General features: G+C 58.4%; 14 protein-coding genes. 12 read left to right on the forward strand and 2 right to left on the reverse strand.

Annotated elements, in window-relative coordinates; all coding sequences use genetic code 11:
- Positions 1 to 103: 103 nt before the first annotated feature.
- Entirely contained in the window at positions 104 to 2,428 is a 2,325-nt protein-coding gene (katG, locus tag GGR28_RS10230) for a catalase/peroxidase HPI (protein ID WP_183495697.1), read from the reverse strand.
- 455 nt (positions 2,429 to 2,883) lie between these two features.
- On the opposite strand from katG, the gene GGR28_RS10235 reads away from it, so the two are divergent.
- From GGR28_RS10235 to GGR28_RS10285, 11 genes are all read left to right on the forward strand, one after another.
- The gene (locus GGR28_RS10235) at positions 2,884 to 5,028 is read left to right on the forward strand and encodes a catalase (protein ID WP_183495698.1); all 2,145 of its coding nucleotides are present in this window, start codon (positions 2,884 to 2,886) and stop codon (positions 5,026 to 5,028) included.
- A 214-nt stretch (positions 5,029 to 5,242) separates the two neighbouring features.
- Positions 5,243 to 6,877: an ABC-F family ATP-binding cassette domain-containing protein gene (locus tag GGR28_RS10240; protein ID WP_183495699.1), complete on the forward strand. Its 1,635-nt coding sequence runs from the start codon at positions 5,243 to 5,245 to the stop codon at positions 6,875 to 6,877.
- 466 nt (positions 6,878 to 7,343) lie between these two features.
- Entirely contained in the window at positions 7,344 to 8,348 is a 1,005-nt protein-coding gene (locus GGR28_RS10245; RefSeq protein WP_183495700.1) for a hypothetical protein, read from the forward strand.
- Positions 8,302 to 9,828: a bifunctional phosphoribosylaminoimidazolecarboxamide formyltransferase/IMP cyclohydrolase gene (purH, locus tag GGR28_RS10250; RefSeq protein WP_183495701.1), complete on the forward strand. Its 1,527-nt coding sequence runs from the start codon at positions 8,302 to 8,304 to the stop codon at positions 9,826 to 9,828. The genes GGR28_RS10245 and purH overlap by 47 nt, the downstream gene beginning before the upstream one ends.
- An 80-nt stretch (positions 9,829 to 9,908) precedes the next feature.
- Entirely contained in the window at positions 9,909 to 10,661 is a 753-nt protein-coding gene (locus GGR28_RS10255) for a type III pantothenate kinase (RefSeq protein ID WP_183495702.1), read from the forward strand.
- Positions 10,654 to 12,030, forward strand: a complete 1,377-nt coding sequence (locus GGR28_RS10260; protein ID WP_183495703.1) for a hypothetical protein — start codon at positions 10,654 to 10,656, stop codon at positions 12,028 to 12,030. The genes GGR28_RS10255 and GGR28_RS10260 overlap by 8 nt, the downstream gene beginning before the upstream one ends.
- A 6-nt stretch (positions 12,031 to 12,036) precedes the next feature.
- Entirely contained in the window at positions 12,037 to 13,434 is a 1,398-nt protein-coding gene (locus GGR28_RS10265; RefSeq protein ID WP_183495704.1) for a tetratricopeptide repeat protein, read from the forward strand.
- Between the two features lie 209 nt (positions 13,435 to 13,643).
- Positions 13,644 to 14,669: a hypothetical protein gene (locus tag GGR28_RS10270; protein ID WP_183495705.1), complete on the forward strand. Its 1,026-nt coding sequence runs from the start codon at positions 13,644 to 13,646 to the stop codon at positions 14,667 to 14,669.
- A gap of 3 nt (positions 14,670 to 14,672) precedes the next feature.
- Positions 14,673 to 15,665, forward strand: a complete 993-nt coding sequence (locus GGR28_RS10275) for a sensor histidine kinase (RefSeq protein ID WP_221233862.1) — start codon at positions 14,673 to 14,675, stop codon at positions 15,663 to 15,665.
- A 10-nt stretch (positions 15,666 to 15,675) separates the two neighbouring features.
- On the forward strand, positions 15,676 to 16,776 hold the full coding sequence (gene gcvT, locus GGR28_RS10280) for a glycine cleavage system aminomethyltransferase GcvT (RefSeq protein WP_183495706.1): 1,101 nt from the start codon (positions 15,676 to 15,678) through the stop codon (positions 16,774 to 16,776).
- A gap of 72 nt (positions 16,777 to 16,848) precedes the next feature.
- Positions 16,849 to 17,775: a bestrophin family protein gene (locus GGR28_RS10285; RefSeq protein ID WP_183495707.1), complete on the forward strand. Its 927-nt coding sequence runs from the start codon at positions 16,849 to 16,851 to the stop codon at positions 17,773 to 17,775.
- A gap of 52 nt (positions 17,776 to 17,827) precedes the next feature.
- Here GGR28_RS10285 and GGR28_RS10290 read toward each other — a convergent pair whose 3' ends face one another.
- On the reverse strand, positions 17,828 to 19,156 hold the full coding sequence (locus GGR28_RS10290) for a GntP family permease (protein ID WP_183495708.1): 1,329 nt from the start codon (positions 19,154 to 19,156) through the stop codon (positions 17,828 to 17,830).
- A gap of 220 nt (positions 19,157 to 19,376) precedes the next feature.
- Between GGR28_RS10290 and GGR28_RS10295 the strand changes: the two genes are divergently transcribed.
- The gene (locus GGR28_RS10295) at positions 19,377 to 20,336 is read left to right on the forward strand and encodes a CotH family protein (protein WP_183495709.1); all 960 of its coding nucleotides are present in this window, start codon (positions 19,377 to 19,379) and stop codon (positions 20,334 to 20,336) included.
- Positions 20,337 to 20,350 lie beyond the last annotated feature (14 nt).

The following is a 20,350-nucleotide window of genomic DNA, read 5'->3' on the forward strand; positions in this document are numbered from 1 at the left end:
CGGCCCTGCCTTCTAGCGAAGGGCCGCCGTAACAATTTACACATTTGCCGCTAAAGAATGTGACCAGAAAAATGGACACTACAAACATAAAGGCGGTGCAATCCTACCGCTTCACGTCAAACCGATCCGCATCCATCACCTTCGTCCACGCCTTCACGAAGTCACGGACAAACTTATCGGAGGCATCGTCAGCCGCGTACACCTCGGCCAGGGCCCGCAGTTCCGAATTGGAACCAAAGATCAGGTCGGTGCGGGTACCGGTGAATTTGGTCTCTCCGGTCCGGCGATTCTTGCCTTCGAAATGGGTTTCGTCATTGCTGGTAGCGGACCACTTGGTACCTAGGTCCAGTACGTTCTCGAAGAAGTCCTGATTCAGGGTGCCGGGCTTGTCGGTGAAGACGCCGTACTTCGAATCGTCGTAGGTCAGGCCCATCGCCCGCATACCGCCGATCAGTACCGTCATTTCGGGAGCGGTCAGGGTCAGCAGTTGGGCACGGTCGACGAGCAGTTCCTCACCGGTGGCGTTGATCGGATTGTTGCGGTTAATGTAGTTGCGGAAACCATCGGCGTAGGGCTCGAGGGCTTCGAAGCTTTCTACGTCGGTCTGGTCCTCGCGGGCATCGACGCGGCCGGGGGTGAAGGGAACGGTTACGTCCTTACCCGCCTCCTTTGCGGCTTTCTCGATGGCTACGTTGCCGCCGAGGACGATGAGGTCGGCGATGGACACCTGCTTACCGCCGGATTGCCCATCGTTGAAGTCCCGCTGTACGCCCTCCAGTGCATCGAGCACCTTCCTGAGCTGTTGCGGCTTATTGACTTCCCAGTTGCGCTGGGGAGCAAAGCGAATGCGGGCACCGTTGGCACCACCCCGCTTATCGGAACCGCGGAAGGTAGCGGCGGAAGACCAGGCCGTGTAGGCCAGTTCCTGTACCGAAAGTCCGGTCGCGGCGATCTTATCCTTCAGGGTTTGCACGTCGGCGTCGTCGATCAGCTCGTAGTCGCGCTTGGGTAGCGGATCTTGCCAGAGCAGTTCCTCCTGGGGCACGTCCGGTCCGAGGTAGCGGCTCAGTGGGCCCATATCGCGGTGGATCAGCTTGAACCAGGCGCGGGCGAAGGCATCCTTGAATGCTTCATTGTCGTCGCGGAAGCGCTCGGAGATTTCACGGTACTTCGGGTCGACCTTCAGGGCAATGTCGGAGGTAAGCATCGACGGATTGTGCTTCTTGCCGGGAATGTGCGCATCGGGTACGAGGTCGTTTCCTTCGCCGTTCTTGGGGCGCCACTGCCAGGCACCGGCCGGACTTTTGTAAAGCTCCCAGTCGAATTTGAAGAGAAATTCGAAGTAGTCGTTGCTCCACTGGGTAGGCGTGCTGGTCCAGGTCACCTCCAGTCCGCTGGTGATGGTGTGGGGGCCGTGACCGCTTTCGTAGCTGTTGTGCCAGCCGGTACTCATGGCCTCGATGGGGGCTCCGGCGGGCTCGGCGGCTACGTACTTTTCGGGGTCGGCGGCGCCGTGGGTCTTACCGAAGGTGTGACCGCCGGCGATCAGGGCCACGGTTTCCTCGTCGTTCATGGCCATGCGGCCGAAAGTTTCGCGGATGTCGCGGGCGGACTTCAGGGGGTCGGGCTCGCTGTTGGGGCCTTCGGGGTTCACGTAGATGAGTCCCATTTGCACGGCGGCCAGGGGGCTTTCGAGCTGGCGGTCGCCGGTGTAGCGTTCGTCGCCGAGCCATTCGCTTTCCTTGCCCCAGTAGATGTCACTGGCGGGTTCCCATACGTCCTCGCGGCCGCCGGCAAAGCCGAAGGGTTTTACGCCCATGGTTTCCAGGGCCATGTTGCCGGTCAGGACCAGGAGGTCGGCCCAGCTGATCTTACGGCCGTACTTCTTCTTGATGGGCCACAGCAGGAGGCGTGCCTTGTCAAGATTGGCATTATCGGGCCAGCTGTTGAGGGGGGCAAATCGCTGATCGCCCGATCCGGCACCGCCCCGTCCGTCGGCGATGCGGTAGGTACCCGCGCTGTGCCACGCCATGCGGATGAAGAAAGGCCCGTAGTGTCCGAAGTCGGCCGGCCACCAGTCCTGGGAGTCGGTCATCAGGTCGCGGAGATCCTGCTTAAGGGCTTCCAGGTCGAGGCTTTTGAATTCTTCCGCGTAGTCGAATTCTTCGCCCATCGGGTCCGTCTTATTGGAGTGCTGGCGCAGGATGGAGAGGTTCAGGGCGTTGGGCCACCAGTCGCGGTTGGAGGTGCCGGCGCTGGCGGTCGAGTGGGCTCCGCTCAGAAACGGGCAGCTTCGGCTTGATTCGTTTACTTCCCAGACTTTGCCGTTGTCGTGGTCGTTTTGCTGGTTCTGCGACTGGCCGTGGGCTTCACCTTCCGCCTGTTCGGTACCGTTGGTGTTTGGGTAGGGTTTTTTTGAGTTATCCATATATGTTTACTTGATTTTTGGGGCCGGGATTCCGACCGCTGCAACCCGTTAGGCTGGCTAGTAAGAAGGAATATCGGTGGGGTATGGTTCAATTTAGCGGGGCATTCCGGCAACACATTTGGGCGGGGGCGCGGGTGCAAGGTCTTTTGGGTCGAGCAGCCTTTGGTCCGAGACACTATATGCTAGCTAAGTCGTCGGCCGACCGAGGCACGAGGCTCGTCCGCCGACTTGGTGACAGGTAATGCTATTCGTCTAGCTGTTTAGGATCTTTTCCCCCCGGCTTACTCGGCGGACGACTTGTAGTCGGCCGACGAGTATGTCGTCGGCCGACCGAGGCACGAGGCTCGTCCGCCGACTGTAGAATAGAGATACCTCGCTCCTGCGCGCCGCCGCCCCGAACATGGACGTTAGCGCGGGGTTGTGTCAATCTAAGCCCATCAACAAAGCACCTACCCATGAGCAACAAGAACACCCCTGGCGAAGTCGCCGCAACGAACAAAGACGAGCAGCTGGACCGGTACCGCAACGACCCCACCGGACAGCCCCTGACCACCAATACCGGTCTTAAGGTCAACGACACCAACAACTCGCTCAAGGCGGGCATTCGCGGGGGGACGCTGCTCGAAGATTTTTTGCTGCGGGAGAAGATCAACCATTTCGACCACGAGCGCATCCCCGAGCGGATCGTGCACGCCCGCGGTAGTGCGGCCCACGGATATTTTGAATTGTACGAGGCGATCCCCCAGTTTACAAAGGCGGGCATCTTTAACGATACTTCACGTAAGACGCCCCTCTTTACCCGCTTCTCTACCGTAGCCGGTTCAAAGGGATCGACCGATTTGGCACGCGACGTCCACGGCTTCGCCGTCAAATTCTACACCGAGGAGGGTATTTGGGATTTGGTGGGCAACAACATGCCCATCTTCTTCATCCAGGATGCGATGAAGTTTCCGGACCTGATCCACTCGGTCAAACCCGAGCCGGACCGCGAAATCCCCCAGGCTGCATCGGCCCACGATACCTTTTATGACTTCGTGTCGCTGACCCCCGAAACCTTACACAACCACATCTGGGTGATGAGCGACCGGGGCATTCCCCGCAGCTTACGCATGATGGAGGGCTTTGGTATTCACACCTTTCGGATGCTCAACGACGAAGGGGTAGCCCACTTCGTACGGTTCCACTGGAAGCCGCTGCTGGGCGTGCGCTCCGTAACCTGGGACGAGGCCGTGAAGATCAGCGGCGCCGACTCCGATTTCCACCGCCGCGATCTCTGGGACGCCATCGACGCCGGACAGTTTCCCGAGTGGGAATTGGGCTTGCAGATCATCCCCGAGGAAGACGAGCATAAGTTTGAATTTGACCTGCTTGACGCCACCAAGCTCATTCCCGAGGAGATGGTGCCCGTCAAGATCGTAGGTAAGATGACGCTCAACCGGAACCCCGATAACTTCTTTGCAGAAACCGAGCAAGTCGCCTTCCTGCCCACTAACCTGGTGCCCGGCCTCGACTTCTCCAACGATCCGCTCCTACAGGGCCGCCTGTTCTCCTACCGGGACACGCAACTGAGCCGACTGGGCAGCGTGAACTTCGAGCAAATCCCGATCAATCGGCCCACCAACGGCGTCCACAACAACGAGCGGGACGGTCACATGCAAATGTCGATCCCCAAGGGGAATACGGCTTACTTCCCCAACAGCCTGGGTGGAGGTTGCCCGTACCTGACCAGCATTGCCGAGGGTGGTTTCGAGTCGTTTACCGAGCGGGTCGACGGCAACAAGATCCGGGCGCGCAGCGAGAGTTTCGTCGACTACTATTCACAACCGGCCCTGTTCTACCGCAGCCTCACGGACTGGGAAAAGGCGCACACTGCCGACGCCTACACCTTCGAACTCGGTAAAGTCAACTACCCCCACATCCAGAAACGGATGCTGTACCTGATCAGCCAGATCGACGAGGACCTGGCCCAGACGGTTGCCGACGGACTGGGTATGGAAGTGCCCGATAGAGTGGAAGGGCCCGTCAACCAGGCCATCGGCGCGGATGCCGACGTCGAAAAAATGCAGCCCCCCAAGAAGAAGGTGTACCTCGACAAGTCTCCGGCCCTCAGCGAAACATACATCAAAACCGATACGATCGCCACCCGGCAGATCGCGGTTCTGGCGGCCGACGGCTTCGACGGCGACGACTTCGGACCGATGAAGGAAGCCCTCGAACGGGAAAACGCCGTGGTGAAGATCGTCGCTCCCCACGGCGGCACCATCACCTGTACGAAGGGCCACGAGCATAAGGTGGATGCCGCGATTATGACCACGGAAAGCGTACTCTTCGATGCGGTGTACGTGCCCGGCGGAAAGAAATCGATCGAGGCGCTGCTGAAGAAAGCTAAGTACAAAAAGTTCGTCAACGAAGCCTTCAAGCACTGCAAGGCCATCGCCACCGACGGAGCGGGAGAGCAACTGCTGGACGCGACCTTTGTGGCAGACCATAAGGACGACGCCGCCGTATTCGTGGATGGAAGTCCGAAAGACTTCATCAAGGCGATCGCCCAGCACCGCAATTACGACCGGATGGAAGTAGCCAAAATGGTGCCCGCCTAACTCGACAGATGAATCCATGGCCGGAGAACGCGACCTCGCTACCCTGATAAAGGGAGAATGTGTATTCGCGTCCGTTCGCGACATCCCGGCGGTTGGTAGAGCATTGACCACCGGTGGATTTGGGCACTCGTTGTTACCCGACGGGCGATGTACATCTATCTCCCAACCGCCTGCGTATAAAAGCGTTATCTTCGCACGCTAAAATTTTATTGTTATGCTTTCAGTGCAGGACCTTACCGTCCAATTTGGTAAACGCGTGTTGTTTAATGAGGTCAACCTGAACTTCGTTCGGGGCAATTGCTACGGCATTATCGGGGCCAACGGCGCCGGTAAGTCGACCTTCCTCAAGGTGCTCTCCGGTGAACTGATCGCCAACCGGGGCAAGGCCTCGCTCGAACCCGGCAACCGCATGGCCGTACTCAGCCAGAATCACTTCGGCTACGAGGATAAGGAAGTGCTGGAAGTCGTAAAGATGGGCTACGAGGAACTCTACCGCATCGAGCAGGAGAAGAACGCCATCTATATGAATCCGGAGGCTACCGACGCCGACGGAATGCGGGCCGCCGAACTCGAAAACCAGTACGGCGAAATGGGTGGCTGGACGGCCGATTCCGACGCCGCCGAACTGCTCTCCAACATGGGCATCAAGGAAGACCTCCACTACAAGCTGATGGAGGAACTGACCGGCCCCGAAAAGGTGAAGGTGCTGCTCGCCCAGGCGCTCTTCGGTAATCCCGACATCCTACTGCTCGACGAGCCGACCAACGACCTCGACGCCCACACGGTACACTGGCTGGCCGACTTCCTCGCCGACTTCCAGAACACGGTGATCGTCGTAAGCCACGACCGCTATTTCCTCGATATGGTGTGTACCCATATCGTCGACATCGACCGTCAGCAGGCCACCATCTACACCGGCAACTACAGCTTCTGGTACCAGTCGTCGCAGCTGGCCATGCAGCAGATGCAGAACAAGAACAAGAAAATGGAGCAGAAGCGTGCCGAGATGATGGAATTCATCCAGCGCTTCTCGGCCAACGCCTCGAAGTCGAAGCAGGCCACCAGCCGCAAGAAGGCCCTCGACAAGCTCAACCTCGAGGAGATCAAGCCCAGCAGCCGCAAGTACCCCTTCATTGCCTTCCAGCCCGAACGGGAGCCGGGCGACCAGATCCTGAAGGTGAGCAACCTCAGCAAAAAATCACCCGACGGCACCACCCTGTTCTCCGGCGTCAGCTTCACGATGAACGGGCCGGACAAGATCGCCCTCGTCAGCATGGACTCCGCCGCCATCACCGCCTTCTACGAGATACTAGCCGGCATCACCGAGGCCGACAGCGGCACCATCGAGTGGGGACAAACCATTGCCCCCCAGTACCTCCCCAACGAGAACAATGAGTTCTTCACCGAAGAAGTCGGTCAGCTCGACCTCGTGGAGTGGCTGCGGCAGTACTCCCAGAATAAGGACGAGCAGTTCATCCGCGGCTTCCTCGGACGGATGCTCTTCGGCGGCGAAGAAGTACACAAGAACGTGAGCGTCCTGAGCGGGGGCGAAAAGGTGCGCTGCATGATGTCGAAAGCCATGCTCAACCACCCTAACTTCCTCCTCCTCGACGAGCCCACCAACCACCTTGACCTGGAAAGCATCACCGCACTCAACAACGCGCTCAAGGACTTCAAGGGCAACCTCATCATGAGCAGCCACGACCACGAACTCGTACAAACCGTCGCCAACCGCATCCTCGAGATCGGCCCCGGTGGCATGGTCGACAGCCTAATGCCCTACAGCGAGTACGTAGAGTCAGACGAGATTGAGAAAAAGCGGGAAGGGATTTATGAGATGGTAGCGTAAAATTTACCATTTACCACTTCGAATTTACCATCTACAATTTGCGGGGATGCTCGCTCTGCGGGAGCTCGTCTGGTGTGGCACGTGCGGCAGCCAAATGGTAAATGGTAAATTCCTACCTCTCGAATCCAGTCGGCGGACGAGCCTCGTTCCTCGGTCGGCCGACGACTGCCCGTCGAGCGCAGCGAGTGTGCGCCGGCAATTTTAAATTTCCCATTTTCAATTTTAAATTTCCCCTCCTCTCAGTCGGCGGACGAGCCTTCGCTATCGCTGCGGTCGGCCGACGACTTCACGTGCGGCAGCCAAATGGTAAATGGTACATCGTAAACGGTAAATGGTAAATTCCTACCTCTCCAATCCAGTCGGCGGACGAGCCTCGTTCCTCGGTCGGCCGACGACTGCCCGTCGAGCGCAGCGAGTGTGCGCCGGCAATTTTAAATTTTAAATTTCACATTTAAAATTTACCCCCATGTTCTCCCACTTCTTCGCCATCGACTGGAGTGCCCGCAACGTGCCCAGTCCCGCTAAGCCCAGTAAGGATGCGGTTTGGTTGGCTGAGGGAAGCGCGCGGCAGGGGAGCGAGGTGGCTACCCGTTATTTCCGGACCCGGCAGGCGTGTGTAGCGTACGTAGAAGCGCGGCTACTGGCGCTGCACGGTGAGCGGGTGCTGGTGGGTTGGGACTTCTCCTTCGGCTATCCGAAAGGCTTCGCGAAGGCACTGCGGCTTAAGGGCAAGCCCGCCTGGCGAGCCGTTTGGGACTGCATCGACCAGCTGGTGACGGACGAACCGGACAACCGCAACAATCGCTTCTGCGTAGGGGCGATGCTCAATCAGCGCACGGGAGCGCCCGCGGGACCATTCTGGGGCGTACCCACGGGACAGAGCGGCATATTCCTGGGGTCGCGCAAAGATTTTAACTACCCGGTGCCGACCCGTCGGGGCTTGCTGAACGAGCGTCGGGCCACCGAACGGCTTCATTCGCGCATGCAGCCCGCCTGGAAACTGGCCTATACGGGGAGCGTGGGTAGCCAGGCCTTACTCGGTATTCCGCGCGTGCGGTACTTGCGCGATCACTCCGGCCTGAGCGACCGTTCCTTTATCTGGCCGTTTGAGGAGCACTGGGCGGGGAACGCGGGAGCAATGATCCTGCATGCAGAGATCTATCCCAGCATGATCACCCTTCCCCTTACGGATGCCATCCGCGACCGCGAGCAGGTAGAAAGCTACGTACGGTGGCTGCGTGACCGGCAGCAGCGGGAAGAGCTAAGGGGGCTGCTCCACCGGCCCTGGGGGACAGGCGATAAGCTTCACCGCCGGGTAGTCAACCACGAGGGCTGGGTGCTGGGCCTAAAATCCGGAAGGGGGGAGGATTCCTGTGGCGGACGTAAAAAGCGTATCTTTGCGCCCTTTAAACCAACAAGTGCCCATGACATCACGCAAGATTCGCTCCGCACTGATCTCCGTTTATCATAAGGAAGGCCTCGGCCCCATCGTGGATGGCCTGAACAAACTCGGCGTAACGATTTATAGCACCGGTGGCACCGAAACTTTTATCCGCGATCGCGGGATCGAAGTGGTGCCGGTGGAGGAGCTCACGGGCTACCCCTCCATCCTCGACGGTCGCGTAAAGACCCTGCACCCCAAGGTCCACGGCGGTATTCTGGCTAAGCGCGAGGAGGAGCACCTCCTGCAACTGGCGCAGCTGGAAATTCCCGAGATCGACCTGGTCATCGTTGACCTGTACCCCTTCGAGGAGACGGTCGCCAATACCGAAGAAGAAGAACTCATCATCGAAAAGATCGATATCGGTGGCATTGCCCTGATTCGGGCCGCCGCCAAAAATTACAACGACGTAGTGATCGTACCCAGCCGCGAGGACTACAGCACCCTGCAACGGATCATCGAAGAGGGAGCGGGCGTTTCGGAACTAGCGGAACGCCGGCAACTGGCCCGCCGCGGCTTCGCGGTAAGCAGTCATTACGATACGGCCATCTTCAGCTACTTTAACGAAGATGGCGAACTGCCCGTCTTCAAGCGCAGCGAGATGAAGGCCAATGGCCTGCGGTACGGCGAAAATCCCCACCAGGAAGCGACCTTCTTCGGCCGGCTCAACGAGATGTTTACCAAGCTCAACGGTAAGGAACTGAGCTACAACAACCTGGTCGACATCGACGCCGCCGTGGCCCTCATGAAGGAGTTTGAGGACGCCGACCCCACCTTCATTATTCTCAAGCATACCAATGCCTGCGGCGTGGCCGTCCGCCCCACCCAGCTCGAAGCCTGGAAGGCCGCCCTGGCCGGCGATCCGATCTCGGCCTTTGGCGGTATCCTCATTACCAACCAGCCGCTGGAGCTATCCGTAGCCCAGGAAATCGACAAGCTCTTTTACGAGGTACTGATCGCGCCCGACTTCACCGACTCCGCACTAGAGTTGCTCAGTAAGAAGAAGAACCGCGTACTCCTGCAGTACCACCACCTGCAGCAGCAGTTGGATACCTTCAAGAGTCTCCTCAACGGAGTCATCGTGCAGAATACCGACTTACAGACCGAAAGCGCCGATCAGTTCGAGATCGTCACCGAGCGCCAGCCGACGGGCCGTGAAACCGCTGATCTCGTTTTCGCCAACAAGTGCGCCAAGCACCTGAAGTCCAACACGATCGCGCTGGCCCGCGACAACCAGCTCATCGGCATGGGTTGTGGCCAGACCAGCCGCGTCGACGCACTCAAGCAGGCGATGACCAAGGCCAAGAACTTCGGTTTCGAGCTTAAAGATGCAGTGATGGCTTCGGACGCCTTTTTCCCCTTCTCTGACTGCGTCGAGATCGCCGGAGAAGCCGGCATCACCGCCGTGGTACAGCCCGGAGGGTCGATCAAGGACAAGGACTCCATCAACGCAGCAAATGCGGCCGATATCGCTATGGTCATGACGGGTGTTCGGCACTTCAAGCACTAGGCAGAATAAAACACTCCGGACTTTAACTTCCGCTTAAGAACCCACCCCCACGGTTTTCGCGTCTTATAGCCGACTTTAAGATGAGCTCACCATCCCGCAATCTTGTCGTCGATGTCGGAAATTCCGGCACAAAGGCCGCGGCCTTTACCGACGGTGAGATGATGCTTCCGGTCGCCCGGGTTAAATCCGGCGACTGGTCGGCCATCGACGGAATGGTAACCAACCTTGGGGTGCAAAACATCATCTATTCTACCGTGGCAAACGTGCCATCCCAACGGTGGACGGATAAATGGAAAAAGGCCGGACTCGGGGTTTACTCCCTCGACCGCACGCTTCCGCTGCCGTTTCAATCCGATTACCAAACCATGGATACGCTCGGCCAGGATCGCATCGCGGTCGTAGCCGGTACGGTAGGAAGGATGCACACGGCACGCCTCATCGTAGATGCGGGCAGCTGCGTGACCAGTGATCTGGTGGATCGTAACGATCGCTACCTCGGTGGCAACATCAGTCCTGGCGTGACCATGCGACTGCGCTCGATGCACGAGCACACCGCACGTCTTCCCCTGATCGAGACGGGCACGGCGACCGACCTGGTAGGTCGCTCGACCGGGCAGGCACTGCTGCACGGCGGCCAACTGGGCGTAGTGTACGAGATCGAGGGGCTGTTTGGGCGCCTGCTTACCGTTCACCGCGATCTTCAGTTGGTGCTGACGGGAGGCGATGCGCCCCTGCTTCTTCCCTATTTTTCCATTGACGTTTTAAGCTACCCCAATTTGGTCCTACTTGGGCTCAATCAAATATTGTCAACTTATGTCAACAAGCATGTATAAATCAAGTCTGCTTCCCTTTGCGCTGCTCCTGGTCTTCCTGGCCTACGGTAGCGGGGTAGTTGCGCAGACGACACCGGGGCTTGACTTCGTTGACATTCGTCCCAAACAAAACAGTCCCCTGAGCCGCTTTGGCCTGGGTGACCCTATGGATCAGGTACACGCCGCGGCGGCAGGCATGGGAGGCTTGCAGTCCACTTATCAAGATGCCTACCACCTCAACCTGCTCAACCCCGCCAGCCTGGCCAGCCTGCAGGCCACCAGTTTCGAAATCGGGATTTACGCCCGCAACTCCGAACTGACCGACGCCAGTGGCAGTGCCAACGCCTGGCAGGGTAACCTGCGCTACATCGCCCTGGGCTTTCCCCTGCGCAATCCGATCAACCTGAACCTCGACCGGCTGATGAACTCCTGGAACGGCGGAATGGCCTTCTCCCTGGCCCCCACCACCCTCGTGGGCTACGACCTGGAACTTCGTAGTGAAGACGACATTACCGGCCCCACTTCCAATCAGCTGAAGGGCACGGGGGGGGCGTACCGGTTCAGCTGGTCGACCGCCCTGCGCTACCGCGGCCTATCCGGCGGATTAAACGTAAACTATAATTTCGGAAAGATCACCAACAGCCGCATCCTGGCCTTTGACAGCATTCCCGAGGCCCTGGCCACCGAATTTCTGGAAGAGCTCAGCGTAAGTGGGTTCAGCCTGGGTTACGGCCTACAGTACGCCATTAACTTTACCGACATCGACGAAGCCGGACTAAAAGTGCCCAACGGTAAGCGGATCATCGTAGGTGCCAACGGGACGCTGGGCGGTAACGTCAACTCCGAGTCGAGTCTTCTTTTCCGCAAGTTTAGTCCCTCGGGTAATGTGTCCATCCGCGATACCGTCCGCTTTGAGGAGGGCGTCGGCGGCAACGTAAGCTTACCCGCCAGCTATTCGGTCGGACTTGCCTTCGAAGACTTCAACCGACTCTACGTCGGTGCCGAATACGGCGGTACGGCTTACAGCAACTATACCAACGATGCCCAACCCGAACAACTGGCTGACGTCAATCGGATCGCCGTGGGCATACAATACATCCCCAACTACGACTCCTACAATCGGTACTGGCAGCGGGTTCGCTACCGCCTCGGTGCCCGTCTGGAGGACGACCCGCGGGTCGTAAGTGGGGTGCAGGCTCGCCGAAATGCCGTTACCTTAGGGCTAGGTTTCCCCATACGTTTGCCCCGACAGCAAGTTTCCTTTCTTGACCTTGCCGTCGAATATGGTAAATTTGGGGTGCCCGACGTGCTTGATGAGACCTATGTACAACTAATGCTAGGATTTAGTCTCAACGACAACTCCTGGTTCTTTAAACGCAAACTTAATTAAACCAATATGCAAACCATCCTCCGCACCCTCGCGCTAACGCTGGTCTTTTGCGGCTCCGTATCCCTGGCGAACGCTCAGTGCGTGACCTGGGTAGATTCGCCACAAAAAGAGCAAGCTGAGAATGCTCACGTAGCGTACCGTAATTTCATAAAGGGTAAAACGGCCGAAGAGCTTGCTGCCCTCTCCGATTCAGAATTTAACGACGCCTTTAACAACTGGAAAAAAGCCTACGACATCGCACCCGCGGCGGACGGCAACCGCCCTTTTCATTACCGCGACGGGCGGCTCCTCTACAAGGCGATGGCCCAGAAGGCTACGGACGAGGCCAAAAAGCAGGAGTACACCGATATGATCTTTAAGCTGTACGACCAGGAGCTGGAGTGCTACCCCAAGTACGAAGCTTACCTGCTGGGACGTAAGGGCTCCGATATGTTCTACCTCGTCGGCTACAGCGAAGATGCCATGACGACCATTGAAAAGGCCATCGACGCGGGCGGAAACGATACGGAGTACGTGGTCCTCGCCCCTCTCGGAAAGCTGCTCAACTACTACTTCAAGGAGAAGACCATCGACAACACCCGCGTCCGCGAACTCTACGACAAGGCCGCCAAAGTTGCCGATTACAACATCGAGAACAACGAAACTTACGCCCCCTACTACCAGGCCGGAAAGGATAACCTGGAAGCAGACGTACTTGAATTCGCCGACGAAATCTTCGACTGCGATTACTTCAAGGGACTGCTGATGCCCAAAGTAGAGGAGAACAAGGACAGCCTCGACGTCCTCAAGTACATCATCACCAAACTGAAGGTGCAGGGCTGTGACTCGACCGACACCGACGTGCAGCACGTACAGATGCTCTACGACCAGCTCTACGCCGTGAAGAAGGACGAGTACGAGGCCGAACGCCGCCGCCTGAACCCCCTCTACGAAGGTTCCGAGCTGACCAAGGAAGGCAAGTACCAGGAAGCCCTGGAAGCTTACCAGCGTGGTATCGAAGCAACCGAAGACAACGAAAAGAAGGCACAGGCTTACTACTACATGGCCCAGTTGCAGGTCAGCGAACTCGGCCAGTACGGTGCCGCCCGCCAGAACGCCAACCGCGCCGCGGAACTGAAGTCGAACTGGGGCAAGCCCTACATCCTGATCGGTGACCTCTACGGCCGCATGAGCCGCAACTGCAGCGATGCCTGGGATCAGCGCCTCGCCGTACTCGCCGCCATCGACAAGTACAACTACGCCAAGAGCGTAGACAGTGACGTCGCCGCCGACGCCAACCGCCGCATCGGCAACTACCGTAGCTCGATGCCCATTCGCTCCGAAGCATTCCAGCGCGGGTTCGAGGAGGGCCAGAAACTCCGCGTAGAGTGTGGGATCGGCGAAACCGTAACCCTACGGTTCTAATCCACACCGCAGCAACCGAAAAAGAAGCCCGTCCGTACCCATCGGACGGGCTTTTTTGTTGCTTACACCGCTCCTGCGCGCCGCCGCCCCGAAAATTGTCGATAAATTAGGGATACTGGTCGAGGGCCGAAAACTTGCGGGGCCCCTCCGGCCTTTGTAATCGCGAGCCTGACCGTTATCTTTGACGACGGCCCCAAAACGATATGAATATGGAAGCACCACAGATGAAACCAAAATCCTTCTGGAAGCGACCCGAGGGCGTCACCGGCCTACTCTTCCTGGTGGCCCTCGTCGGGGTGCTGGGCTTTGTTGCCGTTACTTTCGGCGCCGCCATCCTGAGCTTCATCAGTACGACCATTGGGCTGGTCGTAGCCGGGCTCATTGTGCTCGGACTCATTTACATGATCGCGGATCCCAAGACGCGTAACCTGGTGTTCTATATGTACAAAAGCGTGATGCGGGCCATAACGGGAATGTTCGTCCAGATCGATCCGATCGGTATCCTGAAGACCTACGTCGACGAACTCCAGGGCAACCTGCGCAAGATGAACAAGCAGATCAGCCAGCTGCGCGCGCAAATGCATAAGCTCAAGGAAGTGATCGTGAACAACGAGCGCGAGATCAGCAGCAACCTCAAAATCGCCGGCAAAGCCAAGGAAACCAACAAGCGCAACGTGATGATCCTGAAGAGCCGCCGCGCCGGCCGCCTGAAGGACAGCAACATCAAACTCGAGGAGCTCTACAAAAAGATGGAGGTCCTCTACCGGGTGCTCACCAAGATGTACGAGAACAGCTCCATCCTGGCCGAAGACATCAAGGACCAGGTAGCCGTGAAGGAACAGGAGCGCAAGGCGATCCACGCCAGCCACGGTGCGATGACCTCCGCCATGAGCGTCATTCAGGGCGACCCCGACCAGCGGGCCATGTTCGATATGGCCATGGAGAGCATCACCGAGGACGTTGCCAACAAGGTGGGCGAAATGGAACGCTTCATGGAAGTGTCGGCCAACTTTATGGACTCGGTCGACCTCCAAAACGGAGTATTCGAAGAAGAAGGCCTCAATATGCTCGAAGAGTGGGAAAAGGAATCCAACAGCCTGCTGCTCGGCGAGGAAAAGACGAACCTACTCCTGCAGGCCAACAACGACAGCGACGTACTGGACCTCGACGCGCCGATCGCCGAACGGCAGCGGCAAACGGGCAGCTCCAACCAGTACGACTCCTTCTTCAACTAGCGGATGCGGCGACTCCCCCCCATCAGCTACGTCATTATCGCCTACATGTTGCTGGCCTTCGGCTGGTGGTGCATCCTATTGCTCCGCAAGAATGAGGAGGCCCACATCGCCCGGGTCGATAAACTGGCGATCGAACTGGCGGTGCAGAAAAAAATCGAGCGGGCCAGCGAGTTTCGGGAAACCGAAAATTATATGCTGCTTACCGACCGCTTCGAGCGGCAGCAGCGGATGATTCTGGGGGAGGCGGTATTTTTGGTGCTGAGCCTGATCGGAGGAATCTACCTGTTGTTCCGCAACCTGGGGAAGGAGATCAGCGCCGCCGAGCAGCAACGCAACTTTCTGCTGAGCATCACCCACGAACTTAAATCTCCGCTGGCCGGCATCCGCCTCATTTTGGAGACCTTCCAGAAGCGCCGCGAACTCAAGCCTGAAATCCAGCAGAAGCTAAGTACCAATGCCCTGGCCGAAACCGACCGCCTGACCGCCCTGGTCAATGACCTGCTGCTTAGTGCCAAACTGGAGAGCATGTACCAGCTCAACCGGGAGCCCATCGACTTCGGTGAGCTGGTGCAGGATGCCGCCGACCGCGTCGTGATGAAGTACCGGGGTGCCAAGGTGAACGTCGACATTGAGCCCGACATTCCCCTCATTTCCGGCGACCGCCAGGGGCTCACCAGCGTCGTGGTCAATCTGCTGGAGAACGCCGCCAAGTACAGCCAACCCGAGCCCATTATTTACACCAGCCTGCAGCGCGGGGGCGAAAGCGAGATCGTCTGGACCGTAAAGGACAACGGCCTGGGCATCCCCGACCACGAAAAGCGGCGGGTGTGGGCCAAGTTTTACCGCGTCGGCAACGAGGATACCCGTAGCACCAAGGGCACCGGCCTGGGCCTCTTTATCGTCAAACAGATCATCGACAAACACGGCGGGCAGATCGAGCTCCGGGACAACCAGCCGCGGGGCACCGTGTTCCGGGTGTATCTACCCGTAAGCTAACCACTCTATAATGCAGACCACTCCCCTGACCGAAACCCATCGCCTCCTTGACGCCAAGCTCGTCAACTTCGCAGGTTTTGAGATGCCCCTGACCTACACCTCCCTCAAGGACGAACACCGGGCAGTCCGCGAGGCGGCCGGCATTTTTGACGTTTCCCACATGGGAGAATTCATCATCCGGGGGGCGGGCGCGCAGGAGCTGGTTCAGTACGTAACGAGCAACGACGTCCGGAAGCTCTCCGCCGGGCAGGCCCAGTACAGTTGCCTCCCCCGACCCGAAGGGGGCATTGTGGACGACCTCCTGGTGTACCACCTGCCGCCGAACCCCAGGATGGGCATGAGTAGCGATCACCCCAGCTACATGCTCGTCGTCAACGCCAGCAACATCCAGAAGGACTGGGACTGGATCGAGCAGCACAACACCTTCGGCGCGGAAATGCTTGACATCAGCGACCGCACCGCCTTGCTGGCCGTACAGGGGCCGAAGGCCGCCGAGATCTTGCAGCCGCTTACGGATGTAGATCTGGCCGCCATTCCTTACTACAGTTTCGTGCGCGGGGCGCTGGCTGGCGTCGACAACGTCATCATCTCCGCGACGGGCTACACCGGTTCCGGCGGCTTTGAGCTTTACCTGGACGCCGACCGCGCAAAGGCTGCCTGGGACGCGATCTTGCGGGTAGGTAAGCCCCACGGATTGATCCCGGCCGGACTGGGTGCACGCGACACCCTGCGCCTGGAAAAGGGTTACTGTCTGTACGGCAACGACATCGACGACACCACATCCCCTCTAGAGGCCGGTCTCGGCTGGATCACTAAACTGAGCGGCGACGACTTCGTGGGAAAGGATTTTCTGGTGAAGCAGAAGCAGGAGGGCATTACCCGCCGGCTGGTCGCCTTCCGGATTCACGATCGTCGGTCTGCCCGCCACGGATATCCCATCCTCAACGAGGCGGGCGAGCGAATCGGCGAGGTGACCAGTGGGACCCACGCGCCGAGCCTTGATTATCCCCTGGGACTGGGGTACGTGAAAGATGGTTACCAGAAGGTGGGTACTAAATTGCAAATCGACCTGGGCCGGAAAACGATGGCGGCGGAGGTGGTGAAACTGTAGGTACACCCGGTCGGTACCCGTTGGACGGTTGTAGTACATACCATCCAATTTTCCAAATTAAAGCCGCAGAACATGATCATTTATAAATCCAACGGCAGCTGGTTCGGCCACGTTACCCACTTAACCTCCAGCTACACCATGCGGCGGATCCTGATGGCCGTCGCGCTGCTGGGGGGATACTCCATACTGGTTATTGCCGTGATCAAGTGGTTTGACCTTCACCGGTACCTGCAGGTAGATAGCACGGTCTTTTCCCTATTGGCCGTGATTCTGTCGATCTTTCTCGGGTTCAGAACCAGCACGGCCTACGATCGCTGGTGGGAAGCCCGTAAGCAATGGGGTGCCCTGGTTAACAATAGCCGGAATATGGCAATCTACGTTGACAGCATGTGGCCGGAGTCCGACCTGTCCATCCGCCGCTTTATGGCCAAGCACATTGCCAACTTCTGTCTAGCCCTCCCCGAGCACCTCCGGCAGGGAACGAAGGTCGACAAGCTGGTGTACCTCCATCCCGAAGAGCAGGCCTACTACGAAACCAAGGACCACATACCGAACTTCATCGCCCTGCGCATCTTCCAGCGCATCGCCGAAGCGCACCGGAAGGGCGACATCAACGAGGGCGATTACATCAACATCAAAGCCCAGCACCAGAGCCTACTCGATATTCTGGGAGCCTGCGAGCGCATTAAGAAGACACCGATCCCCTTCAGCTATACCGTTTACCTCAAAGTGTTTGTTACGGCGTATGCAGCTCTCCTGCCCTTCGGCCTATCCCAGCAGTTCGGCTGGGGCACCATTCCCCTGGCCATGCTAATCGCCTTCGCGCTCATTGGCGTAGAACTCATGGGGGAGGAAATTGAGGACCCCTTCGGCCTCGACTGCAACGATCTACCCACCGGCGATATCGCCCATACCATTAAGCGGAACATCTTCGAAATCCTGGAAGACCGGACACCCGCGGCGGAGCTGAAAAAAGAGCTGTACGAGAAGGTTTTTTAGTTGTTGGGTTGTTGGGTTATCGGGTTGGCTCGGCACCCATCCACTCCTCCACTTACCCTACCAATCCACTTATCCAGTACATCACTAAAACCACTGCGAAACTAGCGAGTCCCATTACGCCCGTAAGCACCGTATAGGATCGATAGGCATCTCCGACCTGGATGCCGGCGAAACGGGTAACGACCCAGAAGTAGCTGTCGTTGGCGTGACTTACCGTCATGGCACCCGCGCCGATGGCCAGGGTCATCAGGGCCAGGTTTACTTCCCCGGTAAGACCGGCAAGCGGGAGCAGGGGAAATAATACGGAAGAGGCGATGACCAGGGCACCCGTACTGCTTCCCTGCGCCGTTTTGAGCAGGGCCGCCACGCCAAATCCCAGCAGGAGAAGAGAGGTGCCGGAGACCGCTTCCCCTTCCATCCAGCCAGCGATGTCGGCAGCAAGGGTCGAGGCCTTGAGGACCGCCCCGAAGGAACCCCCCAGACCGGTAATGATGAGGATGGGACCCGCAAGGCCGAGAGCGCTACCGATCCAGCCCGGACGGTCGCCGGCGTGGGGCAGGCGAAGGGCCAGTCCGCAGCCGACGAGAAGTGCCACGGTGGGGTCGAACAGGAAATAGAGCAGGCCGTATTCTTCCGTCGTTAACAACCGTAGCAGAGATCCCAGGGCAATCAGTAGCACCGGTACCAGTAGCGGCAGCAGACTCGCCGTGGCGGTGGGCATACTGGTCGTAGAGTCGGCGTCGGCGGGGGTCGGTGGTACGGCCACCACGTTTGCACCCAGGTAAGCCGCTGTGCGCCAAATGATGAGTAAGACCGGCACGCAAACGATCGCCGCCAGCAGCATGATCGTGCCCAGGCTATCAGTAGCGCCCAGGTTTGCCGCCGCCGCCAGCGGGCCGGGGGTGGGCGGCATGAGCGTATGGGTCAGGTAAAGCCCCCCGGCCAGACTCAGGGCCAGCACCGCTACCGGCTTACCCGAGCGTGCGGCCAGGGCGGGCAACAGGCCGGCCAGAATGATGTAGCCGCTGTCACAGAATACGGGTACCGATACCACCGCCCCCAGGGTCGTCAACCTTAGTCCGGGCCGCCCCCCATCACCAATCAGCAGATCAGCAATGCGGCGGGCCGCCCCCGATCGCTCCAGCGCCACCCCGATGATGCTGCCGAGCACGATGAGCAGCCCGACGGAGCCCAACAGGCTTCCGAATCCCGTACGGACCAGTTCGATCACCTCCAGCGGAGCAAAGCCGATAACGAGCCCCAGTCCGACGGTAGCCAGCAACAAACAGAAGAAAGGATGCCACCCCAGCCGGGTACTGCCCAGTACGATAAAGGCAATGGAGGCGAGAATAGCCAGAAGTAGCAAAGGTCCGCTGAGCAAGGGAAAATCGGGTTTCCGTCGAATGTACGCTGCGTTCGTGGTAGTCTACAAGCATTCGTCGATGCATTCCTAGGAGTGCTCGAACTAAGTTGACAGAAGCATAAAAAAGGACGACTTTAGTTACATCAGCTCGAAAAAGGGATTAATCACCACAATTCGACTTGCAACCCCGCGGATTCAGTTCCGTCTTTAGTTCACCAACCACTCAGCAATTACTACCATGTCACGCTCTTCCACCCTTTTCATCATCCTTCTCGTCGTCTTCGCTGCGGCACCGCTTTCTGCGAAGAAGGGGGAGAGCATCTTCGATCGTTGGAGCCACACGGCTGATAAAACCATCGAACTGCACCTCGACTTCGATAGCCTGGAAGCCAACCGCTTCACCAACAACGAGATCAGCGGTACCGTCGTAGACAACGGCATCCACTTCACCGTCGACATCTCGGTTCGCGGTCGGTACCGTCGCCGCACCTGCGCTATGCCGCCCATCAAGTTGCAGTTTGACAAAGAGTTGCTCCGCAACGCCGGCCTCAATACCCACAACGACTACAAACTCGTCACCCACTGCACCGACGATGAGGACGGGCAAGACGCCATCCTGCGCGAGCAGCTGGCCTACGACCTGTACCGCACCGTGGACCCGGGAGCCAGCTTCCGTACCAAACTGCTCACCATCATATACGTCAATACCGCCGACGGCAGCACCTCCACCGGCTACGCCATCCTGATCGAGGACACCGATGAGCTGAAGGACCGCCTGGGCGCAAACAACTGCAGCGACTGCTACGCCACCCCGCTGGACAATTACGATAACATCGAACGCGTCACGCTGTTCCAGTACATGATCGGCAACGCGGACTTCAGTACCCGCATGAACCGCAACCTGAAAATGATGCGTACGGAAAACGGACGCTTCACTGCCGTACCCTACGACTTCGACTTCAGCGGCCTGGTCAATCCCACCTACAGCAAGATGTGTTTGACCGAGCGGCAGTTCGTCTGGGATTTCGAGTCCATTCCCAATATCGAATCCACCGCCGCGGAGTTCATGATACTCAAAGACCCCCTAATGCAGCAGGTTACTGACAACGAGCTGCTTTCCGACAAGAGCAAGCGCGAGATCACCAAGTATCTCAAATGCTTTTTCCGCGACCTGAAGGCTGGCAAGGTAGGGGTATAACAGCCTACCTTCGC

It is taken from the genome of Neolewinella aquimaris, from assembly GCF_014197245.1.
Taxonomy (GTDB): domain Bacteria; phylum Bacteroidota; class Bacteroidia; order Chitinophagales; family Saprospiraceae; genus Neolewinella; species Neolewinella aquimaris.

What these genes read in the sequence shown, in the direction of transcription:
- katG (WP_183495697.1), bottom strand. Translation starts at nt 2,428, where the DNA reads ATGGATAACTCAAAAAAACCCTACCCAAACACCAACGGTACCGAACAG.
- GGR28_RS10235 (WP_183495698.1), top strand. Translation starts at nt 2,884, where the DNA reads ATGAGCAACAAGAACACCCCTGGCGAAGTCGCCGCAACGAACAAAGAC.
- GGR28_RS10240 (WP_183495699.1), top strand. Translation starts at nt 5,243, where the DNA reads ATGCTTTCAGTGCAGGACCTTACCGTCCAATTTGGTAAACGCGTGTTG.
- GGR28_RS10245 (WP_183495700.1), top strand. Translation starts at nt 7,344, where the DNA reads ATGTTCTCCCACTTCTTCGCCATCGACTGGAGTGCCCGCAACGTGCCC.
- purH (WP_183495701.1), top strand. Translation starts at nt 8,302, where the DNA reads ATGACATCACGCAAGATTCGCTCCGCACTGATCTCCGTTTATCATAAG.
- GGR28_RS10255 (WP_183495702.1), top strand. Translation starts at nt 9,909, where the DNA reads ATGAGCTCACCATCCCGCAATCTTGTCGTCGATGTCGGAAATTCCGGC.
- GGR28_RS10260 (WP_183495703.1), top strand. Translation starts at nt 10,654, where the DNA reads ATGTATAAATCAAGTCTGCTTCCCTTTGCGCTGCTCCTGGTCTTCCTG.
- GGR28_RS10265 (WP_183495704.1), top strand. Translation starts at nt 12,037, where the DNA reads ATGCAAACCATCCTCCGCACCCTCGCGCTAACGCTGGTCTTTTGCGGC.
- GGR28_RS10270 (WP_183495705.1), top strand. Translation starts at nt 13,644, where the DNA reads ATGGAAGCACCACAGATGAAACCAAAATCCTTCTGGAAGCGACCCGAG.
- GGR28_RS10275 (WP_221233862.1), top strand. Translation starts at nt 14,673, where the DNA reads ATGCGGCGACTCCCCCCCATCAGCTACGTCATTATCGCCTACATGTTG.
- gcvT (WP_183495706.1), top strand. Translation starts at nt 15,676, where the DNA reads ATGCAGACCACTCCCCTGACCGAAACCCATCGCCTCCTTGACGCCAAG.
- GGR28_RS10285 (WP_183495707.1), top strand. Translation starts at nt 16,849, where the DNA reads ATGATCATTTATAAATCCAACGGCAGCTGGTTCGGCCACGTTACCCAC.
- GGR28_RS10295 (WP_183495709.1), top strand. Translation starts at nt 19,377, where the DNA reads ATGTCACGCTCTTCCACCCTTTTCATCATCCTTCTCGTCGTCTTCGCT.